The 24,915-nt window shown below is 43.8% G+C and carries 14 protein-coding genes, 1 tRNA gene and 1 pseudogene; 7 read left to right on the top strand and 9 right to left on the bottom strand.

Annotated features, from left to right (window positions below):
• Positions 1–142 precede the first annotated feature (142 nt).
• The 4 genes and pseudogenes from A7325_RS03720 to A7325_RS03710 all read right to left on the bottom strand — a co-directional run bounded on the left by A7325_RS03720 (position 143) and on the right by A7325_RS03710 (position 5,566).
• A complete protein-coding gene (locus A7325_RS03720; protein WP_068404765.1) occupies positions 143–892 on the bottom strand; it encodes a siderophore-interacting protein in 750 nt (249 codons plus the stop codon).
• Positions 893–997: 105 nt separating this feature from the next.
• Positions 998–2,488, bottom strand: a complete 1,491-nt coding sequence (locus A7325_RS03715; protein ID WP_227514932.1) for a TonB-dependent siderophore receptor — start codon at positions 2,486–2,488, stop codon at positions 998–1,000.
• A gap of 6 nt (positions 2,489–2,494) precedes the next feature.
• Positions 2,495–3,205 (bottom strand): TonB-dependent siderophore receptor, encoded by a 711-nt coding sequence (locus A7325_RS13930; RefSeq protein WP_227514931.1) that lies wholly within the window; start codon positions 3,203–3,205, stop codon positions 2,495–2,497.
• Between the two features lie 220 nt (positions 3,206–3,425).
• Positions 3,426–5,566: pseudogene (locus A7325_RS03710) on the bottom strand (heavy metal translocating P-type ATPase).
• Positions 5,567–5,769: 203 nt separating this feature from the next.
• On the opposite strand from A7325_RS03710, the gene cadR reads away from it, so the two are divergent.
• Positions 5,770–6,180, top strand: a complete 411-nt coding sequence (cadR, locus tag A7325_RS03705) for a Cd(II)/Pb(II)-responsive transcriptional regulator (RefSeq protein WP_068404763.1) — start codon at positions 5,770–5,772, stop codon at positions 6,178–6,180.
• Between the two features lie 147 nt (positions 6,181–6,327).
• Here the strand turns inward: cadR and A7325_RS03700 are convergent.
• The 3 genes from A7325_RS03700 to A7325_RS03690 form a co-directional block, all read right to left on the bottom strand.
• A tRNA-Arg gene (locus A7325_RS03700) sits at positions 6,328–6,403 on the bottom strand.
• Between the two features lie 72 nt (positions 6,404–6,475).
• Positions 6,476–7,306, bottom strand: a complete 831-nt coding sequence (locus A7325_RS03695; protein WP_068404761.1) for a hypothetical protein — start codon at positions 7,304–7,306, stop codon at positions 6,476–6,478.
• A 137-nt stretch (positions 7,307–7,443) separates the two neighbouring features.
• On the bottom strand, positions 7,444–7,944 hold the full coding sequence (locus A7325_RS03690) for a hypothetical protein (protein WP_227514930.1): 501 nt from the start codon (positions 7,942–7,944) through the stop codon (positions 7,444–7,446).
• Between the two features lie 468 nt (positions 7,945–8,412).
• Here A7325_RS03690 and A7325_RS03685 point away from each other — a divergent pair, with 468 nt between their 5' ends.
• The 3 genes from A7325_RS03685 to recD all read left to right on the top strand — a co-directional run bounded on the left by A7325_RS03685 (position 8,413) and on the right by recD (position 19,871).
• The gene (locus A7325_RS03685; protein ID WP_068404759.1) at positions 8,413–12,921 is read left to right on the top strand and encodes an exodeoxyribonuclease V subunit gamma; all 4,509 of its coding nucleotides are present in this window, start codon (positions 8,413–8,415) and stop codon (positions 12,919–12,921) included.
• A gap of 159 nt (positions 12,922–13,080) precedes the next feature.
• Complete coding sequence (locus A7325_RS03680; RefSeq protein WP_413771790.1) at positions 13,081–17,562, top strand: UvrD-helicase domain-containing protein; 4,482 nt, start codon at positions 13,081–13,083, stop codon at positions 17,560–17,562.
• Between the two features lie 101 nt (positions 17,563–17,663).
• A complete protein-coding gene (gene recD, locus A7325_RS03675) occupies positions 17,664–19,871 on the top strand; it encodes an exodeoxyribonuclease V subunit alpha (protein ID WP_068404754.1) in 2,208 nt (735 codons plus the stop codon).
• Between the two features lie 99 nt (positions 19,872–19,970).
• Here recD and A7325_RS03670 read toward each other — a convergent pair whose 3' ends face one another.
• Together A7325_RS03670 and A7325_RS03665 are read right to left on the bottom strand one after the other, a co-directional pair.
• Positions 19,971–20,534: a hypoxanthine-guanine phosphoribosyltransferase gene (locus A7325_RS03670; RefSeq protein WP_068404752.1), complete on the bottom strand. Its 564-nt coding sequence runs from the start codon at positions 20,532–20,534 to the stop codon at positions 19,971–19,973.
• A 102-nt stretch (positions 20,535–20,636) separates the two neighbouring features.
• Entirely contained in the window at positions 20,637–21,305 is a 669-nt protein-coding gene (locus A7325_RS03665) for a hypothetical protein (RefSeq protein WP_068404750.1), read from the bottom strand.
• Between the two features lie 346 nt (positions 21,306–21,651).
• On the opposite strand from A7325_RS03665, the gene A7325_RS03660 reads away from it, so the two are divergent.
• The 3 genes from A7325_RS03660 (at position 21,652) to A7325_RS03650 (ending at position 24,898) form a co-directional block, all read left to right on the top strand.
• On the top strand, positions 21,652–23,331 hold the full coding sequence (locus tag A7325_RS03660; protein WP_068404748.1) for a carbon starvation protein A: 1,680 nt from the start codon (positions 21,652–21,654) through the stop codon (positions 23,329–23,331).
• 140 nt (positions 23,332–23,471) lie between these two features.
• On the top strand, positions 23,472–23,786 hold the full coding sequence (locus tag A7325_RS03655) for a cory-CC-star protein (protein ID WP_068404746.1): 315 nt from the start codon (positions 23,472–23,474) through the stop codon (positions 23,784–23,786).
• 68 nt (positions 23,787–23,854) lie between these two features.
• The gene (locus A7325_RS03650; protein ID WP_068404744.1) at positions 23,855–24,898 is read left to right on the top strand and encodes an ArsA family ATPase; all 1,044 of its coding nucleotides are present in this window, start codon (positions 23,855–23,857) and stop codon (positions 24,896–24,898) included.
• Positions 24,899–24,915 lie beyond the last annotated feature (17 nt).

Below are 24,915 nucleotides of genomic sequence, written 5' to 3'. Positions count from 1 at the left end.
TTAATTTGTCGCAATATAATAAATAGCTTGTGCCAAAGTTCATCGTTGAGCTTGGTGCGAGTCATAAGTGACGCCTTATTTCTTTGTTGTGGTAAACAGTAGAGTAAGGCGTTGCTTATTTTTTTTCAATGGTTCCTCAATTCTATACAGCCCCTAGATTTTTTGCATCTTTCTGCTTCTCAACTTTATGCTGGTCTTCTGTGCTATCGACTTTCCAATAGCTGGATATGTATAAATGCGTTTTTGGTATTGAAAAATATGTTTTAAAGTGATGGCGCAGGGCGCGCATACTATGAAATTCACATGCTGCCCACACCGCAGGCTGGCCTGCTAGCCACGTAAGCGTTTTAACCCTTTCAAGTAATGGGCTGCTTTCGGTATTTGGATGTGAGTTGATCACCCAGTGAATGTCAACGTTGTCTGGTTTTTTGAGTAGTTGCTTATCCGCTTCACTGGTGACCTCAAGGACTGCATAGCCGCAGGCATCAGCAGGTAGCTGGGCAAGATTAACGCTAATGGCTGGTAGCGCTGTCATATCACCAACCAATAAAAACCAATCTGCCTCATTATTAATCAGCTTCTTTGGCCCTGGGCCGCCGACCAATATTTGCTCACCCACTTGGGCGTTACGTGCCCACATTGAAGCAGGCCCTTCAGCGTCATGCAAAGCAAAATCCACATCTATTTCATCCTCACGTTGACCACTTATAGTATAGGTGCGCATTAGTGGTCGAGTCCCATGGCCTTGAGGAAATATGAGTTTGATATAAGCGCTTTCTTGATCTGTTGGAAAGTCAATCAAGCCAGCACCGCCAAGCGTGACGCGGCACATATGTGGCGTGATGTATTTGGTGCAAATAACATTCAGTATTCTTGGAGCGGGTTTTGCCATTTTGATACCTTTCTTAATTTAAGTGTTTCATGTTTTAAGTCATCAGTTTGGATAACGCCAGTATATAAAATTGACATTCTCTAGTAATGATAAGCTATATATTGTTTAAAAGTTGGCCTTCAGACTGACGGACATCTGGCGCTCGGGTCCCATCCAGCAGTTATTACTATCGTAGCAAGTACCGACATAGGTTTTATCAAACAAATTATTGATACTAGCGCCAACGGTGAGCATCGGATGGATTTGATAGCTGCCACCAATATCTACCAAGGTCACACTTGGCAGCTCGTCTGAATTTTGCTTATCAAGTTGCATGCCGTCTTCATATCGAACCCCTGCATTGAGAGTAAGCTTATCTGTGGCGTAATAGTCTGCCCACAGTGTTGCTTTGTGTTTAGCGGTTTGTGCTGGCGTATTGCCGACCACGTCAGGGTTGAATTCATCTTCGGTAATCTCAGCATCGGTATAGCTGTAGCTTGCAGCAATATCTACCCAATCACTTAGCATGTGGCTGCCTGAAACCTCGAACCCTTTAGAGGTGATTTCACCCGTTTGAGTTTGACTTCTATAACTGATTTCATCAGCCACCACGACGTTCTTTTGCGTAATATCAAACACCGCCAACGTTCCTTGTGTGGCGCGATCTGGGGACAGATATTTGATACCAGCTTCTAACTGGTCAGCGGTGGTGGGCTCAAATGCCTTATTAGTAACAAAGTTGCTACCGACAACAGGCTGAAACGACTGTGAATAGCTGGCATAAGGAGAGAAGCCATTATCAAAGTCATAAATGGCAGCAAGGCGACCACTGGTTTTTGATGCGCTGTTATCAATCGTTTTGTTACTATAAACCGCACCTTTAGAGGCGTCGGTTTGCTCGGTAGTACTGTCGAACTTATCGTGGCGTAATCCTGCCACTACCGTCAAATCTTGCCACTGCATCTCATCTTGTAAATAAAATCCCAGCTGGCTTTGTTCGATGTCTTGTTTCTGTCGATAAATATCTAATGGTAGTGTGCCAGCATCGATTTGCGAAAAATCGGGATTGGACAAATCAAGGTTGGGGGTGCCATCTGCGCCAGCATCGTAATAAGTGGCGCTACTGTCCGTTTCTTGATATTCCACACCGAATAATAAATTATGCGATGTATTGGCAGTATCTAACTGATAAGCCAGCTGATTGTCGGTGGTCCAGTTGTTCATCTTTTCATCAGTGGTATAGGCCACACGATTTAAAATCTTATCGCTACCCGTGATAAACCCTTCTTGATTGTACATATTGCGCTGCTGCGCTTCGGCATCGGTATAGCGTAGGATATGCTTAAAGGTTAATTTGTCATTGATAGCCCAGTTGACAGTCACACTTGGCATCAGAACTTCTTTGCTAAAATGATTCCACTCGTCACCTGCGTAGGCATCACTATCTAGCTTGCCATAGCTGGCATTGTAGACTGTCCCAACTGCAGGAAGCGGAGTAGAAGGCACCATCTCTGGATCGTCTTGGTAAAAAAGATTGGCAAGAACGGAGACATCTTCTGTCGGTCGCCATTCAAGTGACGGATTAATTAAAGTGCGCTCTTCTTCTGTGGTCTGCATCTGTCCCTATTTTTTACGTTTTAATGCCACCAAGCGATAATTGAGCGTATCTGAGATAGGGCCGGTCATATCGACTGCCACTTCTTTGAGGTTTTGATTGCCAAAGCGCAACTGTACTTCAGACTCTTGGGTGCTTTTTGGTGTTTTGGCGACCTGATTGACCATGCCACCTGGTGCCGCGTAGCCGTAAAGTGAAGATGCTGGGCCTTTTAACACTTCTACCGCTTCAGTCGCATAAATGTCTACTTGCGGCATCAGGTTCCAAGCGCCGTCGTAGGGGAGGCGCAATCCATCATAAAAATTGGAATAAGTCTTAAAACCACGAATGTTGTATTCATCAAAAATAGATACCGTACCGCGGCTCTCAGTACTCACCCCAGGCTCATAACGTAACGCCGCATTAACGCTATCTGCTTGACGTTTTTGTAATAGTTCTTGATTGATTCTGCTATAGCTCATTGGGGCATCACTAGGGTCTAATGCAGTTTTAGTACCCGTACTACGGTAGCTGTCAGCGTAAATCGTGATGGTATCTAAGGTCGTCGCTGGTGTCGAACTAACCGTAGCAATATTCTCTTTTTTATTTTGGTCATTTTCAATACTATTTGCCGTTTCTTCAGCGTATGCAGCATGGCTAATACTCATTAATAAGCCAATCTTGACTGCCATTCTTAATTGTTTTTTTTGGGCAGATTCGGAACGTGAAAGATACGGCATCGTATTTCCTTTCAGATAGAAGTAGTTGAGGGTTTTGAGTTAAAAGATGTGGATGCTAAATACGAAAATAATTATAACACTAATGATTATTATTATCATTAAAAAAGTGATTTTTTGCTTTAAATTTCGTATTTTAAGTATTAGCACATAGTAGTGCCTCTAAATACTAATGATGGCTGCATTGAGAAAAGGTGCGAGTAATTGTTTAAAAACCTGTTAATTATTTCCTTTCATCAAGTAACGGAGCACCTTTAAAGTGTAATAATCGCAAAGCATTAATCGTGACCAGCACCGTTGCACCAGTGTCAGCCAACACAGCAATCCATAAACCAGTGATACCCAACACAGTAGTGGTTAGAAACACGGCTTTTAGGCCCAGCGCAAAAATCACGTTTTGATGAATGTTAGAGAGCGTTGCGCGCGACAGGGCAATCAAATGAGCGACATCGGTCACGCGACTTTTCAACAAGGCGATGTCAGCCGTTTCAATAGCGACATCCGTACCACCGCCCATCGCAATACCAACATCGGCAGTCGCTAGCGCTGGCGCGTCATTGATACCATCGCCTATCATCGCTATTTTATGATTATTCTTCATCTCGTTTAGCAGACGCAGTTTATCTTCGGGCAATAGCTCGGCTTGCCATTCGACATCTAAATGATTGGCAAGCGCCTGCGCGGTTAGACGGTTGTCGCCTGTCAGCATAACAGAGCGCACGCCCATCGCTTTAAGTTGTGCCACACCTTCTTTGGTGTCGTCTCGCAACTCATCTCGTAACGCTACCAAGCCTAGCACCTCACGGCTTTGCTCATCGAAAAGTACCGAAACCGTTTTCCCTTCATTTTGTAGCGCTTCAATTAGAGCATGTTGTTTAGGGGTTATCGAAATTTCATTAGCAGCATAAACAGGAGAACCGATGGCTAAGGAGCGCCCAGCTACCGTTGCATGAACAGCTTTACCAGCAGTAGCATAAGCTTTGGGAGCGACTGGTATGGCAATGTTAGTGGCTTTAGCATGATCAATGATGGCTTTTGCAAGCGGATGACTAGAGGCGGACTCGACACTGGCAAACAACGCTAATATCGTATTTCCACCTTGAGTATCCATATGTTGTTCGGTAAAAGCGATAACGTCGGTAACGCGGGGTTTGCCTTCAGTTAACGTACCAGTCTTGTCAAAAGCAACGGTATTAACACGACCAATGATTTCAAGAGCGCTACCGCCTTTGATAAGCAAACCGCGACGCGCGCCAACAGCCAAACCCGATGCGATAGCGGCTGGTGTTGAGAGTACGAGTGCGCAAGGGCAAGCAATGAGTAATAGTGCTAGACCGCGATATAGCCAAGTTACCCATTCGCCTCCCATCGCTAATGGCGGGATGATAATAACTAAGGCGGCGATCGCCATCACTGCTGGGGTATAGTAGCGACTGAATTTTTCGATAAAACGCGCAGTGGGTGCTTTGGAGGCTTAGCTTGCTCTACCAGCTCAATAATACGCGCAATGGTATTGTCAGCAGCTGTTTTTTCTACGCGTATTTGCAGCGCGCCATCCATATTGATCGACCCTGCGAACACTTTGTCACCTATCGTTTTGGCAACAGGGATAGACTCTCCGGTGACTGGCGAATCATCAAGGCTGGATACGCCTTGGGTAATAACACCATCAGCAGATACCTTATTGCCAGGGCGTACCAGTACTAAGTCATCTATTTTTAACGAGTCTGCAGGAACATCACGCTGTCCACCTTGCTCATCTAATAAAATGGCAGTTTTTGGAACCAGTGATGCCAACGCTCTAATGCCAGCACGCGCGCGATCAGCAGCCACGCTTTCTAATAGCTCACCGACTGAGAATAAGAAAACCACTGCTGCTGCCTCTTCAGGTTCACCAATGATAAGCGCACCGATTGCCGCAACCGTCATCAGTATCTCAATCGAAAAAGGTGTGCCAGTCATCGCCAAGGCTAAAGCTTTGCGAGCAAAGGGGAAAACACCCACAATGACTGCAACAGCAAATACCCACATACCATAATCGGGAAAAAGTAACGACAGCGCATAGGCAACACCTATCAAAATACCAACACCAACCACTTGCTTGCCTTTACGGCTTTGCCACCAGCGCTGCTGCGCTATAACTGATTGACTGCTGCTATTTGATGCCGTTGATTGATTTGTCATAGCAGATATACCAAAACCAAGACGTTTGATGGTTTTCTCGACATCACTAAACTGCATAGACCCATTAAGCGCTAGTGTTAGCGTTAACTTTTCGGTGGTGAAGTTAAGCTGTATGTCAGAGACGTCAGGCATACGGGCAAGCGCCGTTTCGATTTTACCGACGCAGCTGGCACAGTCCATACCTTCAATATGATATTGCATAACTATTTTTCCTAATGCGTTGTCCTAATAACTTGTGTTGTTATAAGCGTTATTTCAATAAACTTATTATGAACCCTGTAGTGGCTTCAGAATCAAGGGCATTTACATGCAACTGGATAAATTTGATTTCCTCTATATTTAACCTTATAGTTACTTTAATGTTTAATTTTAAAGAGGCAATCATGTTGATTAAAATCGGAGAGCTCGCTAAACGTACAGGCGCCACAGTAGAAACCATTCGTTACTATGAAAAGGAAGGTTTGTTGCCAGAGCCTTCTCGCAGTGCAGGAAATTATCGTTTATATAATGAAGAACACATTGAACGCCTACAATTTATTTTGCACTGCCGCGCGCTTGATATGGCGTTAGATGAAGTAAGGGTGCTATTGCAGTATTGGAATGAACCTGGCAGAGATTGTGACGATGTGGATGCGTTGTTGGACGAGCATATTGAGGCGGTGGAAAATCGTATAAAAGAGTTGATGCAGTTAAAACAACATCTCACGTTTTTACGGCAAAAATGTACCAGTAGTGCACCAGCGGTGTCATGTGACATCTTAAACGCGCTTGCTGATAATTCTTGTCATGAATAATGATATCAGAGGTGGAAAACGTTATTGTTCAATAGCGTTCGTGCGCTTAGGCTTATGAGCTCTTAATTCTTTAAAATAAAGGATTCGAGCTAAAGGAGTTGAGGTAATGCGAGGTTATGTCTAAATACAGTGATTAATATAATAGATTGGTGCGCCCACAGGGACTCGAACCCCGATCGATCGCTTAGGAGGCAACTGCTCTATCCTGTTGAGCTATAGGCGCGTGGTGGAGTGCTATTGTAAAAAAAAGGTCTGACAAAAGCAATGCGTAATCATCAGGCAGCGGGCCTTAGACTTATTTACCATTGCTAAGCGCGTCGGATACATCTACCGAGAGCTCGCCGGTTGCTTGTTTGGCGCGTGAACTTGGTTGAAATAAATTGTCCATATCATTCTTATAACCGTCGATATTGGTATAATTATGCTGGCTTAAGATATCTTGTCCGGTACTTGAGAGCAAAAAATTTCTAAAATTAATCGCCGCAGGGTTTTGCGTTAATACCACGCCATCTACCGCTTGCTCGCCTTGTAGGGCATAGCCAAAAGAACTCAGGCTACGGGTATTGGTATTATCGCTTTTGGCGTGAGCCGCCACTTCTGCATCAGCTTCATCTACGCCATCTTCTGCTTTTTTAACTTGGGTGCTACTATCATTTAATTTGTTCTGGTTGTGCTTGTCTTGAGCGGTTTTTAATTGTTCTTGCAAAGGCGCTAGGCGCTCTTTTGACAGCTTGCCATTCGCAATGATTAAATCGGTATCTATGAGAAAAGACGCGCGCTCATCGTCGGTGCGATGACTGTCGGCAAAATCATTATCGGATAACGTTAAAAGGGCAGCCGAAGACACATAATTTGTTAATATTTGCATATTTGGGTAGCGTGCTTGAAAGCTTGCAATCACCGCATCTAAAGGTGCTTGCAGCCCATCTTCTGCTTGGATTTGCAAGGTGCTTTTCGCAATGGTATTTTCGTCATTATCCGCAGACGATGTATCATTGTTATTTGCCATAATCGGCAAAGGGTCCATATTTTTGCGGTTACTGGTCCATAACCAAGTAAAGATGGCGATAAAAATAATCAGCAGCAGTAAAATAAGCCCCGCTAATAGCAGCTTGTAATCTCTCATAAGTTACCGCTCTTTTTTTTGGTTAATGTGGTTAATTGATAGAGTAGATGATAAATGGTAACAGATTTATTCTTGATGGTTTAATACTTCGTCTACTAAATCTGCCAGCATATGAGCAAAGATGTCCGCGTCTTTTGCTACAGGTGCTGCCGTACTTGGCTCATTAGTTTTTGTTGGGTAGGATTATTTTCGTTATTACTGCTAGCATCATTAGATACTACTTGGAAGCTTGAAACAGGCGCGTTTTGTTTATCAGTCGCTTGAGTAGCTGCCATATTAGTAGACAATGCTTGCAAAGCCTGATGCGCGGCCAATGGCGATTCACCGGTGGTAAGTTTGTCTTTAAGCCATTTAAAACCCTGGGCTTCCCACCATGCTTCAAAGCGTGGTAACGTGCTGCCACGCACCGCTGCTGGCAAGTTTAAAGTACGAAGTTTTTGGGTCAATATCGGGTCGCTAATGGCTTGATGGATGCTAAGATAAAGACCACTGCTATCTTCAGTATAAGGCTGCCTGTTTTGCCATGACCTATCATCAATTTTCATGCGGGGCAATTCCCACAGCTCACCGCGGTAGTATACAACATACAACCGGCGTTTAGGATGAACGAAAATGGCATCAATGGGGCGCATGGGCATAGTATTCTGTTATCTCTTTAACAAAAAAGTTTAGGTAAAGGGTAGAGCGACATCCGTTGTCGCAAGCGCTCTTGCTTTATAGGTGACGTGCTGGTAAACCACCGCGAACAGTGGCACACTGATCAGCAGATTGCGCACGTTATTAGCTTTTCTCACTACCAACCGTGTTATTAATACTCATCGTTTATTATTAGCGACAGTTTTACTGCCAAACACAGGGTGTTATGCATGAATTGGTACTATAATATCTACTGTTTTTAATCGATATTATGCTAGCAGAAATGCAACAGACTAACGAGCAGCAAACATAGATTGATGAGTGTTGCCTACCACGTTTCTTCTTCATAAAAAGTATGAAACCATACGCTATCATCAGCTTTGCCGTAAAATTTACACGCTTGTCGTGTTGTTTTTAATACTCAATTTTTACTATTCCAGCTTTATTCATTCAAATAGATTACCTCATTTATGTTTACCATTATTCAGTCGCACCGCACCGAGCTTTTAGTTGAGCAGTTGTTGGAGGCCTATAAGTCCAAAAATCAACCCATTTTTGAAGAGTTTGTTGTCATTGTGCCATCAATGGTACTTGGTGATTGGCTAGACAAGTCTATTGCAAGCCAAGCGGGTATCAGTACCTTAGTAACGACGACGTTTTGGGGTCAGTATCAGTGGATATTGATACAGGATGTGTTGAGCCGCCACAATGCCTATTTATTAGAACAAAACCCTGTAGCGTCAACGTTGAATGTGCCTGAGGTGGCAGTGCTGTCACCAACGGTAATGCAGTGGCGATTGTTTGGTTATTTGACTTACTATCAAGAGGCGATTGTCGCTGATGAAAAACATCCCGTTCATCCACTGCTGGCGTCTTTGATTGATGAGCCGCAAGAAGAAGTTCAGCAGGATAAGGCACAGCAAGATGCGCGTATTTGGCAGCTGGCAAGTGATTTGGCGAGGGTGTTTAACCGCTATTTAACCCATCGTGAGGACTGGTTGGATCTGTGGTCACATAATAAGCCGCTTAATGTGGATGCGCTGATAGCGGATAAGGATGCACTATCCTTGCGCTTCGATAAGTATGCACGTGGCACCCCTGAATGGTTGGTGGCGCACTATGTAGAGTTAGAGGTCGCGCAGCGTTTCTTATGGTCGCATTTGTTTGCCGATGTGCATCAGCACCGGGTGGCACTTGAGGATACTTTTTGGTCAGCACTAAAAAGCAACAAGGCGAATGAGCGTGCTCAACTGCCCAAAGTTCTGCGCATTTTTACCATTCAGCAATTGCCACAAACCGAGCTCGACTTTTTACAGCGCTTGTCACAATACATGGATATCACACTGCTGCACTACAACCCATCCAAGCTGTTTTGGGCGGATATTGTTGATAAATCATGGCTACAGCGTCAACAGATCATTAACCCTGAAAGCGTGTTTCTGCGTGATTATGGGCACAGTTTGCTATCACGTTTGGGCAAACAGTCGCGTGATACTTTTGCGATGCTCGCAAATTTATCGGGTAATGAGCAATACCAAGACGCACTCGTTGAGTGGCAGGACATCTTTAATGAGGGCGATGATAGCAATGATGGCTTGAGCGACGAGTTCAGTATTGATTTTGATGATAGTGCGCAACAGCTGCAAAAGAGCGTAAGCTTATTGAGACGTTTACAAAATGATGTGTTGATGCTCGATGAGCAGTCTACCCAGCAAGCGACCGCGGCCAAAGTATCGCAAGCAGTCAGTAAACAACTAGAGACCGGCTCTGATCAAGATGAGCAAGAGACGCCGTGGTATGACGATGAAGCATTAGAGAATAAACGCTTTGAGAAGGAGCGTTTTTGGGCAATGTCTGCACAAGATAATAGCCTAAGTATTCATTCATGCCATAGTTTGCAGCGTCAACTTGAAGTACTGCGTATTATGATTGGGCGCTGGTTGAATGAGCCATTAAAACCTGGTAAGAAAAAACGCCATATATCCGATATTGTCGTGTTGCTGCCCGATGTTGAGCGTCACCATGCGCTGATCAGCTCTATTTTCGTCAGTGGTAAAGGTCAAGACGGTTTGACCTTGCCTGCAAAGGTAACTGGTGTGGTCGATGCAGATATTCGTCAGCTATGGGAAGCCATCATTGGTTTTTATAAGCTGTTAGGCAGTCATAGTGCCCGCTTTGAAGCCGCCGAGGTGCTTGATTGGCTAATGCTGCCACCGCTGCATGAAAGTTTTGGCTTAACCCATGATCAGATGAGCCGTGGCTGTGATTTACTGGTAGAGGCAGGCTTTATTCGCGGCTTTGATGAATGGCATCTTAAACAAACCCTAGATAGCAACGACTATGACTACCGATTTACCTTTGCTCAAGCGTTAGATAGATTAACCTTGGGTCTCGTGATGCCAGAGGCCAGTTTAAGCGATTGCTTATATCCTTTGGCACAGGAAGAGTGGCCAAGCACTGCCTTGCCGGAAATGAGTTTGCCGCTGCCGCAAGTGAGCCTAAATGATGCGATAATTATTGAAGCGCTTTGTCGTATTTATGCCGGTTTGACTGCGCGCCGTGATGATCATACACAAAAACTAAAAGCGGAAGATTGGCTTGATCAGATTGAGAAACAAGTCATTCATCGCTACTTTAGTGATGTCGATCAAACGCGTACGATGCGCGCCATCTATAACGCTATGAATGGCTTTAAATCAAGCCTGAGGGCCAATCGTCACTATAGACAGTACGCCAGTAGCGATAGTGTCAGTAATGCTAACAAAAAAGAAGTAGAGCAAAGGCTGGCAGGCGTTGAGCAGTTGCCATTAAAGCTGAATTTTATGCTGGACAGTATTGAAGCAGAGCTTGAGAGTCAGCAGGTCAGTGCCGAGCCGACTGGGGTGATTACCTTTGGTCGATTTGGGGCGCTCAGAAATGTGCCTTTTGATTTGGTGGTGATGCTCAATATGGATCTGTCTGAATTTCCTGGGCGTGATCTTGATAATCGCTATGATTTGATGAAAGCCACCAATGCCCGCCGCGGTGATAGAGTCAGTGAAGATGATGATAATGGTGCATTTTTAGATGCCTTGCTGTGTGCGCGCAGTGCTTGCTGGATATTTTATAACGGTCAAAGTCTGTTGGATACCCACGAGCACCTGCCAGCCAACCCAGTTAGTGAGCTATTACAATTTTTGCAAGGTGAGGTGCAGTGGCAGGTCAACTCGCTTGAAGCGTTAGACACATTACCTGAGAATGTTGATTCTACCACCGAGAGCCTTAAGCGTTATTTACCTAAATTGATTAAACAGTGGCTGCTGACTGAGCATCCGGCACTGCCGTTTCATGAGAGTTTGTTTGAAACAGACATTGAAGACGCAGATGTTTGTGAGCAAGCGTCTGACACTCCTAAGCTCAATTTGAATGAAAGCACAGCTATGCACACTGAAAATGATATTCAAGACAACAGACTTATTGATAATGCAGATGAGTTAGATGTTCTTTTGAATACAGCCATGCGCAGAACCAAGCTTACGCAAAAACGTCAGTTTCCTCCGGCGCCGCTTTGGCAAGCAGTGTTTAATACCTTAAAGGGCAGAGCATTTAGTGAGCATGCAGAACTGGTTAGCTTGCCTACCAAAGCACAGTACGAATCAATTGCTCAGCTGCTTGGTCAATCTCTAGGTCAGTTAGGACAAGTAGACAATCAAACCTTAGATGTAATAGCTGAGATGTTGTCACTAGACGCAACAGCTGTATTCAATGATTCTGGTGAGGTTAATGACCTTACTAAAAAGGCACTTTCCGAAACTGTATTTAATATTGGAGAGATAGACGTTGAAGGGGTATTGACCTATCAAGTGCGCCATCCTGCCAAGGCATTTTTGCGTACTCAAAAGGTGCATGTGGTGCAGGGTGAGGAAGCGATGGCACATCAAGAGCCACTATTCCTAGACAATCTAACGACTTATCAGATAAAAGAGTATCTGATTAACGAGCTGGCGAGCGATGCAGCAAATAATAGTACCGACAGCACCGCCACGCAAGACAGTCCAATCTTGATGTATCAAAAAATCATGCCAGCAGGTGTGGCGCGCCAAACGACCTTGCCCAATCAAAAACAAAAACTGCAGCAGCAATGTCAGGAATTTAAAGAACAGCTAGTTGCTAATGGCTTGGATGATGCCCAGATATTAGAGGCAAGCGAGATAGGTGGTTTGCAGCTACTGACCCCAACCACCGAGCATCCCGTTCAGCTAGAGTTAGCGACTGTGTTGAACCATGCTGATAATGCGCCACTACCGAAGCTATTGCCTAAAATAGTTAAAATAAAAGGTTCAGTACCAATATCAGTTCCTACATCAGTATCGATAGATGCCAATCACCATCCCTCTAATCTGCAGGCTGGCGTGTCCTATGCGGAAAACTCACCCAAGCAGTGGTTAAACATACTGCCCAATTCTGCTAGCCCCAAGCATTTAATCAAGTTTTGGTTGTCGCATCTGTATTGGCAAGTTGCCAGACGTACCACTGCTGAGCAAGTGGCTCTAAATGATGGTGTGAGTATTTGGCGTTTTAATAAGCCCAACTCACAAGTTGGTAAATATAAAGATGTAATCACATTTAAGTTAAGCCCTATTGTGTATGAAGATGCCGTGACCGAGCTGATAAAGTGGGCGATATTTGGCAAGCTAGTCGGTCAAGTGCCGATTACCTTATTGCCAGAATATGCGCTCAGTTATCTTGATAAGTGCGCAAAAGCGGCAGAGAGTGAAGATGAGATTGGCAGCTATTGGCCAAAACGCGCAGACTTCTTAGATTGGCTAAGACCTAACTATCACGTAGACACGGTATATGATACCTGCTCGCAGCATGCCATTTGGCAATATGTACTGCGTGATCAAGACGCGTTTAAAGCCTTATCAGCAGCATTAACGACGTTAGCACAGCCACTGTATGAGCCGATGTTCACAGCGCTAGTTGGTCTAGATAGTTAGCAGGCTAGCTGGTTACTTAAAACTGTTTAAAACGGTTCGTTTTTTGCCCTTTGGTTTAATTGATAATAAAAAGTGTACGCCCCTATGACAGAATTTACCGCCACCACTCACATGATGGACATTTCTACCCAGCCTCATTCATTTGATAAATATCAGGCTATGACTGACAGTGAGGTTGCGAATCACGATATGATTAAGCCTAAGAATAAGGTGGATGTGATACCAGCGGTTGATGTTGCATTGACGGGGCGGCATCTTATCGAAGCGTCAGCTGGTACTGGTAAAACGTGGACACTAACTGGCATTGTACTGCGTCTGTTGATTGAGGCACGGCGTGCGCCAGAGCAAATCATTGCGACGACCTTTACTCGCGCTGCGGCTGCTGAGATGCGTCAGCGCATTCATGATCGTTTGGTGGATTTCTATCAGCTGCTGCAATGGGTGAATAGCCTGAGTGCTGACCGCGCTAATAAAGAGAGTTTGTATCCACATATATTACAGGTGACACCTGATAGTGATAAGCAAGCAGTCAATAGCTCAAATACGGATTCAAACGCTGAAATAGATGCAGATGAACTAAATCAAGACGTTGTTTATAACAAAGCTCATGACAAAAAAGCTGCTGCTGAAAAGCGTGCACAAGCAAAAAAAGATCGTGAGGACTGGTTAGTCGCTCAGGCTAAATATGTGCGCTTAGATGGCATCATGCAAGACCCTATCAATCTGCATCTGGTCGGCTACTTGCTTGATCATGTATACAGCTATCCAATGACAGAAGCCATTCGACGCACGGCGCTTGTATTAACCACCTTGGACAAGCTGTTTGTCGGAACCCTTGATAGCTTGGCGCAAAAATGGTTGAAGGAGTACAGTAGCGAGACCGGTCATCAGCAAGGCATGGCTATTATTGAAGACAGCAGCATTGAGCAAGTGACGGACAGTATTATTCATGATGAGTTGCGTCAGTTTCAAAGTAGGCTGTATCACGAGCAACCTAAATTGTATGCATTGATGGATCAGCAAGGTAAGCTGACGGCGGTGGGCGATCATAAAAGCTATGTAACTCGGTCGCTGAATTTTATTTCTGCGCCAATTGACGAGGTTGTGAGCAGTGATTTTTCTTTGGAGGGCTACGAGCGGCTTATCCGCAGTATCATTGAGCGCAGCGATGAGCTTGATGCTTTCTTTAAGCCTGATGGCGAATACTATGAAGTTCCCAAAGGACAGTTGCAGAATAACAGAGAGTCCTGGCCGAAAATCGTTCAAGTGTTAGAAGAGTCTGGTCCCGCCGCTTATAAGTTCATATCAGACAAAAAAACTTATACTGGAAAGTTAATTGAAGCGTTTCAGAAAACTGATGATATAGGCAAACAGTTCTACAAGCCAAAAGATGGTGAAAGAGTTAATTTGATATTTAATGAGTTGCAGGTGGTTCGTGACTTTAAACGGTATATTGAAGAAAGCAAAAAGCTCGATGAATACGTTATTACTATTTTAGCCAATCTCAATCGCCATATCGTGTTGACGGTACGTGACAGGCTACCGGTTATATTAGAAGAGCGCGGTGAAACTACCTTTAGCTTGCAGATGGTACGTTTAAACCAAGCATTAACGGGTCGGCAAGGAGAGAAGCTGGCACGTTATATTCGTCATCACTATCCAGTGGCATTGATTGATGAGTCGCAGGATATCAATGGCGAGCAAGCCACTATGATTGAAAGCATCTATTTGCCAACAAATAAACGTAAACCGTTGGCCAATGACAAACAGGCTACTAATAAAACCAACCATGATTTTTTGTTGTTGGTAGGCGATCCTAAGCAGGCCATTTATGGGTTTCGCGGCGGTGATGTCGCCAACTACAATTATATGAAAGCCCAGTTTGACAAAAGTAGCCTTTGGACGCTCGATGTTAATCGTCGTTCAAACGCCAGTGTGATTAATGCCCTAAACTGTTGGTTCGGTATGCCTGCGCCAGTGACTCAAGAGAATAGGCTGGCACAGTTAGGTAGTGGTATTTATTACCAGCACATTAAAGCTGAAAAGCAAGAAAATCAGCTGTCTTGGTTTAATGATTCAAACATACTAAATAGCGACTTGGTAAATGACGTACTTTCTGCTCAGCCAGTGAGTGTGTTGCACTTGCCTTATGATAAGGACAAGGAGCTTGAGTATGATGAGTTCGAGATCGCAGCGCGTCATATTGCGACCTTACTCAGCAGTGGTCAGACATTAAAAGGCAAGCCGATTCAGCCGAGCGATATCGGTGTGCTGGCACGTGCCAAAAAAGATTTAAAACAAGTAGAAGATGAGCTTGTCAAGCTTGGTGTGCCAACCTTGACCACCAGTGATGTGAGTATCTTCGAAACCGTCATGGCAGAGGATGTGGCAGCGCTGCTGAGTGCTATGCTATATCCGTATCGTCATGACATGATTAATCGGGTGCTGACCAGTCATTTGTATGGCCTGAGTATCAAAGATATTAAAGCCATGATGATTGACCATGAGGCAGGAGCTGTAGATTTAAATAGCGCTAATATAAAAGCCATCGACAATAAGAAAAGCTATCAAGACTTTATTAGCTATTTAAAAGAAGGTGCCCAGCGTTGGCAGCACTTTGGCGTATTATCGGCCATGCATTACTTGTTAGATCAAAGCCCTGTGCAGCCGCAAGGCGTTTGGCAAGCATTAGCCGCGCATCCAGAAGGCGATCGTCATATTATGGATTTGCGTCATGTAATGGATATATTAGCGCAGTATGGTATCGGCATGGGTGAGTACGAGCTGCTGGCCTGGTTTAGACAAAACATAGATAGCGCGCCTAGCAGCGATTGGGCCAAGCAGTATCCGTTACCGACAGAATCTGGCGTGCAGCTAATGACCATTCATAAATCAAAAGGGTTGGAGTTTCCTATTGTCTATGTGCTGGGTATGGGTGATGCCAGTAGGAAGTCAGGTAATAAAGAAGACTATGGGTTGTATCTCTACAACTCGCAACAAAACCCTACCCAACAAGATGCTACTCAACAAAGTCAGTCAGCGTTGGCGCAGCAATCGACAGGCAATCAGCGCCGATTCTCTCCTGTACAAGGCTCTGCGACCACAAAGGGTTACTATACCGATATTGAAACGCAGGAGGGCTTCGAGGAGCTGCGCCGGCTTGGTTATGTGGCCTTTACGCGCGCCAGTGAACAGCTTTATGTGGTACTGCGAGATCCCCACAACAAAACAGGGTTTGAATTAAAGCCGGTGTTCTATTGGTTTGAGTCACCAGAGCCAAAGTTTGAATTGCCAGATAGATTCAAAGGCACCATAGGTATGATTAGAGGGCATAAGGTCAATGAGTTCTATAACGATAACTGTGCTGCTACTAAAGCAGGCAAATTAACAGAAAGTGGATCGCCCGATTTTATTACGCCCAAAACCGAACCTATTGAGTATGATGATTTTTCAGAAGTTATGAAAATCAATTACTTTTACGGTTGGGCTAAGACCAGTTTTACCGCCTTAGCCCGTCAGCTAGATGAGTCAACGCAGACAATGGCTGTGATGGATGAGCGTATTGATGATGCGATAGATATTGATGTTGATATTGATATCAATATCACCGAAACGTCAGTTTCACCGTCACTGGGTGGTCATGCATCAGATAGTCATGACGCTGCCGCGCAAGTCTATCAGGCAAGTCCCAAGTTAGAGGATGATATTCGTTTTACCTTTGTGAAAGGTGCCAATGCGGGTACATTTTTGCATGAGATATTTGAAAAAATTGATTTTAATAATAAATCCCAGTGGTCTCAGGTTATCGATAGAGCTATTAGTAGCTATCAGCTGCCGTTGGTGTATAGCAGTGCTGAAACCCAAAGCCGTCGATTACAAGCGAAGAAGCAAGAGCAAGGCGATAGTGCTTCATTAAATACTGATTCATTGGATTCGGACTCGATAGATGCTAGCAAGCATGCAGCTCTCATTGGCTGGATTGAAGAGGTGCTACATACGCCGCTATTAGCGTCTGATCAGCCGTTACGCTCTATCGATGCAAGTCAGAGGTTCGCTGAATTAGAGTTCAATATGGGACTGTCAGAGCGTTTTAAAGCACAAGATATTAATAGACTCTTTCAGCAGTACCTGCCTAATGAAACCGACAAACATGTTAATCTTGTCCCGCAAAACAAAGCGCATTTATATCGTTATTTACGTGGTGAAATCGATTTGGTGTATGAGCATGCTGGCAAGTATTATGTCGTCGATTATAAAAGTAACTTTTTAGGAAATAGCCTAAGCGATTATAACGAAGCTACGCTCAAGCAAGCGATGTCCAAAGCAGGGTATTGGTTGCAAGCAGCCATTTATCAAGTGGCATTGCATCGGTTTTTGTCGATGCGAATTGCTGATTATGTAGGCAATGAAGCTAAGTATTTGGGCGCGGTGGAGTATGTCTTTTTACGAGGCGTATATGATCCAACCTCTCAGTTGGTGACTAAAGCAAAAGAGGCGAATGTACTGAGTGGCGGCGACTCAATAGCCAGTGAGACAATGCATGACAAACCAACAAACAGGGCCCGCTATGGACTTGTGACGTGGGATATTCCTATTGATTTTATTAAGGCCTTAGATGCATTGTTTGGCATGCCCAGTTAGCAGGGTACACAAAATGAATGCAATTACGAATTTGATGCAACAAATTACTGTAGCGATTAATCCTATAAGTATAGAGAAAAACAGACCATGAGTAATAATTTATGAATAATAATAAGAGCAGCGCTGCTATTAGCTTACAAGAAAGCTGGGCCAGCAACATCAGTGACTATATTTTGCTGCGCCGTCAGCAAACGCATTTAGCGTATAACGTGACCGATGCCAAGCTTAATACTGGTAGTGAAAAAATAGACAGAACACCAGACAGCGGTTTATTTGCAGCCTTATTTACTATGTTAGCCGCGCATTTAGAAGAGGGGCATACTGTACTCACCATTCAGGAAGCTGAGCACGAAGTACCGCTCAGCGGTCATATCAATGACGAAGTGGTGACACTATATGCTTGGCAACAGCAGCTGTTAGAGATGCTAGCAATGCCGCTTATTGCCTTGAATGACACTCAAATAGAGGTTCAGTCAGAGGTGGATATTACGGCTGAGGTATCAATATTCGTACTGCTAGAGAACTTGTTTGCTAAGCAAGACCAGCTATGGGCGCAGCTGGCACTCAGTAATCATGAAAAAGAGATCTTGGTTAAAAGGCTTGATACAGTAGCGGCACTCTACCAATTATTGAAAAATAGTAACTTAACGTTTTTTTCTAAGTTAATCGATGAGCACACTTTGTTCGCTGACGTTAATGCTAATACAAACCAGAATGAAAATATAAATAGCCTAAGCAAAAATAATCAACCTATCGTTTATCAGCTTGTAAATAACAAAAAGGCTGATAAACAAAACGCAGCAATCACTTTTTGGTTACACAGAGCTTGGCAAGCAGAATTTAACTTAGCCGCGCGCATCAACACTATTTTAGACCATCAGGTAACACCGCTAGAGATAGCAATACCCGAAAACCTACACGAAAATCAGATAAAGGCAATTAATGTCGCCAATAACAACGCCTTTAGCATTATTACTGGTGGACCAGGTACGGGGAAGACCTACACCGTTGCTCAGCTAGTGATTGCACTGCAACAGGCAACAGAGAGTGGGGCAGATGCGTCTAAAAGCATTAGATTTAGCACTGACAGTGCCAGCTTGGCATTAGCAGCCCCAACTGGTAAAGCGGCACAGCGTATGCAAGAGTCTTTGCAAGCCGCGTTAGACACCGCGAATGTCGAACTACAATTACAAGAAGCCAAAACTATTCATCGCTTGCTAGGTATCGGACGTACTGGCAGACCGCGTTATGATGCTAATAATCCACTGGGCGAGGATATTATTATCGTCGATGAAGCGTCGATGCTAGGGGTGGAGCTGGCGAACTATCTTGTGAGTGCGGTAAAGCCTGGCGCAAGGCTGATACTACTAGGAGATGCAAACCAATTGGCAGCTGTAGATGCAGGGGCGGTACTGGCTGACTTGTGCCGCATTCCGCGGTTAGAGCCTATCCATGCAGAGCTAACAGAGAGTCGTCGATTTACATCAGATTCGGGTATTGGTAAGCTTGCTTATCAAATTAATAAGGCAAAGACAGATACTCATACTATTTGGCAGCTGTTAAAGCATGATAAGGTACTGAGTTTTCAATATGTGAATAACATTAACCCCTTACAAACAGAAGCTTCTCTACATAATGAAATAGAAAATAGCCTAAGCAAAAATAAAAATATCTCAAACCTCACATCAAACTACCAAACTTACATAAACAAAATAAAAACGCTGCTGATAAATCCGATAGAAAAATCCGTGCCAGAATCAGTTAAAGATACCATTGCTTCATTAATGGAAACCTTTAATCAGTTCAGGGTGTTAACTGCTGGCCATAATGGCGAGTGGGGCGACCATTATATTAATAAATACTTTACTCAATGGCACCTTGCTGAGCTTAAGCTACCACTGGGTCAAAACACATGGTTTCATGGTCGTCCCGTTATGGTCCTTCAAAACAATTATGAGCTAGGATTATTTAATGGCGATATTGGGTTTTGTTTGCAAACTGGTAATGAGCGTAGTCGACTCGAAGTATTTTTTGAAAACAAGAAGCAGGGGATAGCCGTCAATCTTCTCAATGAAGAGGTGATCGCCACAGCCTATGCGATGACTATTCACAAATCGCAAGGATCTGAGTTTGATCATGTGGCCATTACTTTTGATAATAGTCATGCAAGATTGCTGAGTAAAGAACTTATTTATACCGCTGTGACTCGTGCCAAAAAACAGGTAACCATATATAGTACGAAATCCGCTTTGGAAAAGGCCGTCCAAACACCCACTGAGCGCCATACGGGTTTGGCATTGCAATTTTAATTGCCACTGACTACAATCAAAGCAATAAGCAATAAAAAAGCATCCAGTCGGATGCTTTTTTATTATGCGATACATTCAAAACACTCAACCAAAGAATGACTAGATTTTGTCTTCTTTAATAGCGTAGATACCAGGCAGATGACGCAAGTAACCATGGAAATCCATGCCACAGCCATAGACATAACGATCTGCAACGTTGATACCAACAAAATCAACATCAAAGTCTGCAACTTTGCGATCATGCTCTTTATTGAGTAATACGCAACATTCAATCGATAAGGGTTTTTCTTTACCTAATTCTTCAACAATGGCTTTTAAAGTAATACCTTCGTCAAAAATATCATCGATTAATAAAACGTGTTCGCCTTCGATACTTACGTCAGGCTTAAATTTCCAATCAAGCTCATTGGTACCCGCATTATCACGATAGCGTGATGCATGGATATAATGCATGCGATGGTAAAAGGTTAGATGAGTCAATAGCTGACCGGCTGGGATAAGTCCGCCGTTCATAACGACCATCACGATTGGGTTTAAACCGGCATAATGTAGATTGAGCTGGGCGGCCAAGCGCTCATAAGCAGCGGCTACTTCGATACTGCTGATCAGGCACTCTGAGTTGCGCAGGGTTTTTTCAATTTCTTGGTTGTTAATTTGGGTCATGAGTTGCGCCTTTGATAAAAGTGCCGCCTATTTTAGCAAATTTTAGCAAATTTGCCCAACACTACCGTTTTAATAAAAACATAATAGTTGCTAATACAACCGCTATTCAGGTTTTTTTACGATAAATGGGCGATAATAATTGGCCAAACGATTCAATGATGCATCAGGTAGATCAGGCAGTAATTTATTTAGTGCCATGGTCATTCCTTTATCGATAGCTGCTTTGGCAACTGGCACAGATTTGCGCTTAATCATGCCAAGCTTCAACGTTTCCGCATAGCGACTAATGAAATGCGTTAACGTTTCTTCATTCATCGTTTCAAGTGCCGTTTTAAACGTTTTCATATCTACGTGTTCAGGAGTAACCGCTGCAAAACCAGCATCAATGATTTTGGCGTCAGCATCTGACAATTTAAAACCGATACGCTTTTCACCTTCGTTATCGATAAAGGTCGCTTTATCACGTAAAAAATGAAAACTCGGCAACACTTCTTCGTTATTCTCTTTACCCAATAAAATATTAAGCAGCGTGTCAGTTGCTTTTTCGACCGTACCGACCACTTTACGCATGGCGGCTTGGCGCTCAGGATTTGGAATAATATCTACCAGTCCAACCAATAATTTATCGGTGAGGTCACGCGCCGTTTGGTGGGTTAAGGCATCACGATAGGGGTAGTAATCTGTTTCTACGTTTGATTCAACGATTTGCTCTGCCTCAATAATCAGCGCTTTTAATTCATCTGACGGTATAAATCCAAAATAATGGGCCATTCTAACTCCTGTATTTATCGTTTTTAATGTTTCACCAACGTTACAATTACTGCCAAATGAGTTACTATTTAAGGCATAGAATGCTAAGTCACACAAGAAGTAAAGACTCACCATACTTCATGGCTAATTGGTCAAGCGTTTTGACCTTAAAATACTATGCTTTATTAGCCAGTAATCACAAGAAGATATGCTGTTATCTCATTGATAGCTGTTTTCTTAGCAACTGTTTCTTGAAGAACAGTGAGCCGAGTCTTTCACTGCTCACTAATCTAGCATATTTTTAAGATTTTGATTTAAAAAGCTTGAACTTGTAAGGCTATCTAATACTTGTCTAGGGAGAGATAAGATGAATAGTGCTATTGTACTGTTGGTTGGTGTGGCCGCAATGCTTTGCGGTTATCTGTTTTACTCAAAATTTATCGCCACTAAGATTTTGGCCTTGGATGACAGTCGTCCCACGCCAGCCCATACGATGAAAGATGGGGTAGATTATATCCCCACCAATAAATATGTATTGTGGGGGCATCATTTTACCTCGGTTGCAGGGGCGGCGCCGATTATCGGTCCTGCAATTGCGGTTATTTGGGGCTGGGTGCCGGCCATTATTTGGGTGGTTTTAGGGACCATTTTTATGGCAGGCGTCCATGATATGTCAGCCATTTGGGCCAGTATGCGCAATAAGGGTCAGTCTATTGGCTCGATTGCTGGTACCGTCATGGGCACACGTGTACGTAGCTTAATGATGGTAGTTATTTTCTTATTATTATTAATGGTAAACGCAGTATTTGGCGTCGCTATTGCCAATATGATGATTAAGACCCCATCTTCTGTGTTACCTGTCTGGGGCGCATTGGTCGTGGCCTTCATCATCGGTCAATGTATCTATCGCTATAAGATGAATCTGGTTTGGGTATCCATTATTGGCGTTGTCGCTCTATATGGACTTATTTATCTTGGCCCTATGTTCCCAGTCGTGTTACCAGAGACTTTTATGGGGCTACCGGATAACGCCGTATGGATTATTATCTTATTCGCCTATGCGGCGATTGCCTCATTATTACCAGTATGGATGCTGCTGCAACCGCGCGATTATATTAATGGGTTACAATTATTTGTTGGTTTGATTTTATTGTATGCAGCCGTATTTATTGCGACACCAAACATTGTCGCGCCAGCGATTAATCATGATTTACCCATCGGCACGCCGTCATTAATGCCATTGTTATTCGTCACTATTGCTTGCGGCGCTATCTCAGGATTCCATGGTTTGGTGGCGACCGGAACGACTTCTAAACAGATTGATAAAGAAGGCGATGTACGTTTTGTTGGTTATTTTGGTGCTATGGGTGAAGGTATGCTCGCACTGGGCGCCATTCTTGCGGCCACCGCAGGTTTTGCGACACTCGGTGATTGGCAAGCGGTTTATCAAAAATTTGGCGACGGCTCTATCGGTGCTTTTATTGATGGTGGTGCGACCATCTTAAATGCAGGTGTTGGTATCGATATGGTGCTTTCTCAAACAATGCTCACTGTTATGGCAGCATTATTCGCTGGCACCACGATGGATACGGGTGTCCGCTTACAACGTTATATATTCCAAGAGTTTGGGGAGTTTTATAACATTCCAGTGCTAAGTAAAAGTGTCGTGGCTACTTTCCTTGCCGTCGGTAGCTGTCTATTATTAGCATTTGGCGCCGGTGGTATTGATGGTGCAGGTGGCATGATTATTTGGCCACTATTTGGTACCACCAATCAGCTCATGGCAGCATTAACCCTTATGATTGTCACGGTTATTTTATTACGTAAAGGCAGAGCGGTTTGGTACACCTTAGCACCTTTGTCATTTTTGCTAGTTATGACCATTTTTGCCTTATTGATTCAGCTAAAAACCTTTTTTACCGAGGGCAATTGGCTGCTGATTATTATGGACATTATTATTTTGATCGCAACGATTCTAGTAACGTTCGAGAGTCTATCTGTGCTGCGTAAAGAATGGACATTGCATAAAGGTAAAACGGATTCGTAATTGAGATTAAACCTTATCATTTTTACTTTTATCAAAAAAACGCTAGTAGCAATTGCTGGCGTTTTTTGTATGAGGTAGGCATCATAGAGAATAGAGAGAGGCATGATAGGTAATAAGAAATAAGCAGAGGTGAATAAATCATGGAAGATAACCCGATACCAAAACAAATAGAAAGCCCGTCAAACCAAGTAAAAAACGAAACACCATGGTGGCAACGTTTTGCGGCAGGACTCAATGAGTTTTATCATGCGCCTTATCGCCAGACGATGGCACGCGCGGCACGTGATGAAGAAGACTTCTTTATGCTGCTGATGTTTGCAGAGAGCTTAGGCATTGATAATCCTGCTAGCTTTTATACCTTGGAGTTGCAGCCGTTATTTTTGGAAAATTTCCATGAATGGCATACGCGCATGGGGTTGGATAAATGCCCCTTTGACCACGTTGGTTGTTGTTAAGTCAACTGCTAGTTAGATTTATAAGAAAAAATGATAAAAAATGAATGAATTAAAATTGAGATAAAAATATGGCATTACACCCTCTACACGGATTAGTAGATCAACTATCGACCCAGCCTATTATCTTTATTGGCGGCAAGGGCGGTGTCGGTAAAACCACGACGGCTGCGGCACTTGCCAGCTATTATGCTAGCCAGCAAAAAAAGACCTTGATTGTCTCAACCGACCCAGCGCATAGCCTCGGTGATGTGTTAAATGTACGGCTCAATAATGAAAAAACTGCCATCACGCCGCATCTTGATGCCATTGAGCTCAACCCCGATGTCATCGTCGATGCGCATTTTGCTCAAGTTGAATCCACCATTAAATCTTATGCCAACCCAGATATGATGCCCAAAATCCGTGAGCATCTAAAGCTATCAAAGTCTGCACCTGGCGCACAAGAAGCGGCCATGCTCGAATCTATATGCCAGCATTTAATCACAGCTGCAGATGCTAACTCTGATAAAAGGTATGAACATATCATATTTGATACCGCGCCCACTGGGCATACGTTGCGCTTACTCGTATTGCCAGAGATGATGGGCGCATGGACAGATGGGCTGCTAGCACAGCAGCGCCGACAGGCAAAATTACGCTCAGTCGCAAACCATTTAGACAGCCACAATCAAAAGAGCAGTCAAAAAGACATCAATAAAAAAGATGTGCCAAATCCGTTTGCCCAAAAAAAGCCCGACCGCTGGGAGCAAGCGGTAGCCGTACTAGAAAAACGCAAAGCACTGTTTCGTCAGGCGGGAATATTGCTTCATGACCGTACAAAGACAGCGATAGTATTGGTGATGACTGCCGACGTATTGCCATTAGCAGAAACCAAACGCGCTATCGAACAATTGGAAGAAAGTAAACTCACACCAGCCGCGATAGTTATCAATCAGCTGATAGTACCCACGCAGTCAGATGAATTTTGGCTTCTTCGTGCCAAGAGGCAACAGCGCTTGCTGCAGGATATTGAAAACAGTTTCTCCAAGTATCCACTGTATCCAATCTACTTGCAGCAAACAGACATACGCGGTACTGAAGCATTAAGTATGCTGTTACGCCCACCATCTTAAAGGTCGCTTGAAAGCCA

The sequence above is a fragment of the Psychrobacter sp. SHUES1 genome (genome assembly GCF_001652315.1).
GTDB classification, from domain to species: Bacteria; Pseudomonadota; Gammaproteobacteria; order Pseudomonadales; family Moraxellaceae; genus Psychrobacter; species Psychrobacter faecalis.
Note: the sequence above shows the minus strand (reverse complement) of the source record. Positions and strands in the feature narration are given on the sequence as shown.

Excerpts from the sequence above, each read along its gene's own strand:
- A7325_RS03720 (WP_068404765.1), bottom strand. The coding sequence starts at position 892 with ATGGCAAAACCCGCTCCAAGAATACTGAATGTTATTTGCACCAAATAC.
- A7325_RS03650 (WP_068404744.1), top strand. The coding sequence starts at position 23,855 with ATGGCATTACACCCTCTACACGGATTAGTAGATCAACTATCGACCCAG.
- cadR (WP_068404763.1), top strand. The coding sequence starts at position 5,770 with ATGTTGATTAAAATCGGAGAGCTCGCTAAACGTACAGGCGCCACAGTA.
- A7325_RS03655 (WP_068404746.1), top strand. The coding sequence starts at position 23,472 with ATGGAAGATAACCCGATACCAAAACAAATAGAAAGCCCGTCAAACCAA.
- A7325_RS13930 (WP_227514931.1), bottom strand. The coding sequence starts at position 3,205 with ATGCCGTATCTTTCACGTTCCGAATCTGCCCAAAAAAAACAATTAAGA.
- A7325_RS03680 (WP_413771790.1), top strand. The coding sequence starts at position 13,081 with ATGACTGACAGTGAGGTTGCGAATCACGATATGATTAAGCCTAAGAAT.
- A7325_RS03660 (WP_068404748.1), top strand. The coding sequence starts at position 21,652 with ATGAATAGTGCTATTGTACTGTTGGTTGGTGTGGCCGCAATGCTTTGC.
- A7325_RS03685 (WP_068404759.1), top strand. The coding sequence starts at position 8,413 with ATGTTTACCATTATTCAGTCGCACCGCACCGAGCTTTTAGTTGAGCAG.
- A7325_RS03695 (WP_068404761.1), bottom strand. The coding sequence starts at position 7,306 with ATGAGAGATTACAAGCTGCTATTAGCGGGGCTTATTTTACTGCTGCTG.
- recD (WP_068404754.1), top strand. The coding sequence starts at position 17,664 with ATGAATAATAATAAGAGCAGCGCTGCTATTAGCTTACAAGAAAGCTGG.
- A7325_RS03670 (WP_068404752.1), bottom strand. The coding sequence starts at position 20,534 with ATGACCCAAATTAACAACCAAGAAATTGAAAAAACCCTGCGCAACTCA.
- A7325_RS03690 (WP_227514930.1), bottom strand. The coding sequence starts at position 7,944 with ATGCCCATGCGCCCCATTGATGCCATTTTCGTTCATCCTAAACGCCGG.
- A7325_RS03665 (WP_068404750.1), bottom strand. The coding sequence starts at position 21,305 with ATGGCCCATTATTTTGGATTTATACCGTCAGATGAATTAAAAGCGCTG.
- A7325_RS03715 (WP_227514932.1), bottom strand. The coding sequence starts at position 2,488 with ATGCAGACCACAGAAGAAGAGCGCACTTTAATTAATCCGTCACTTGAA.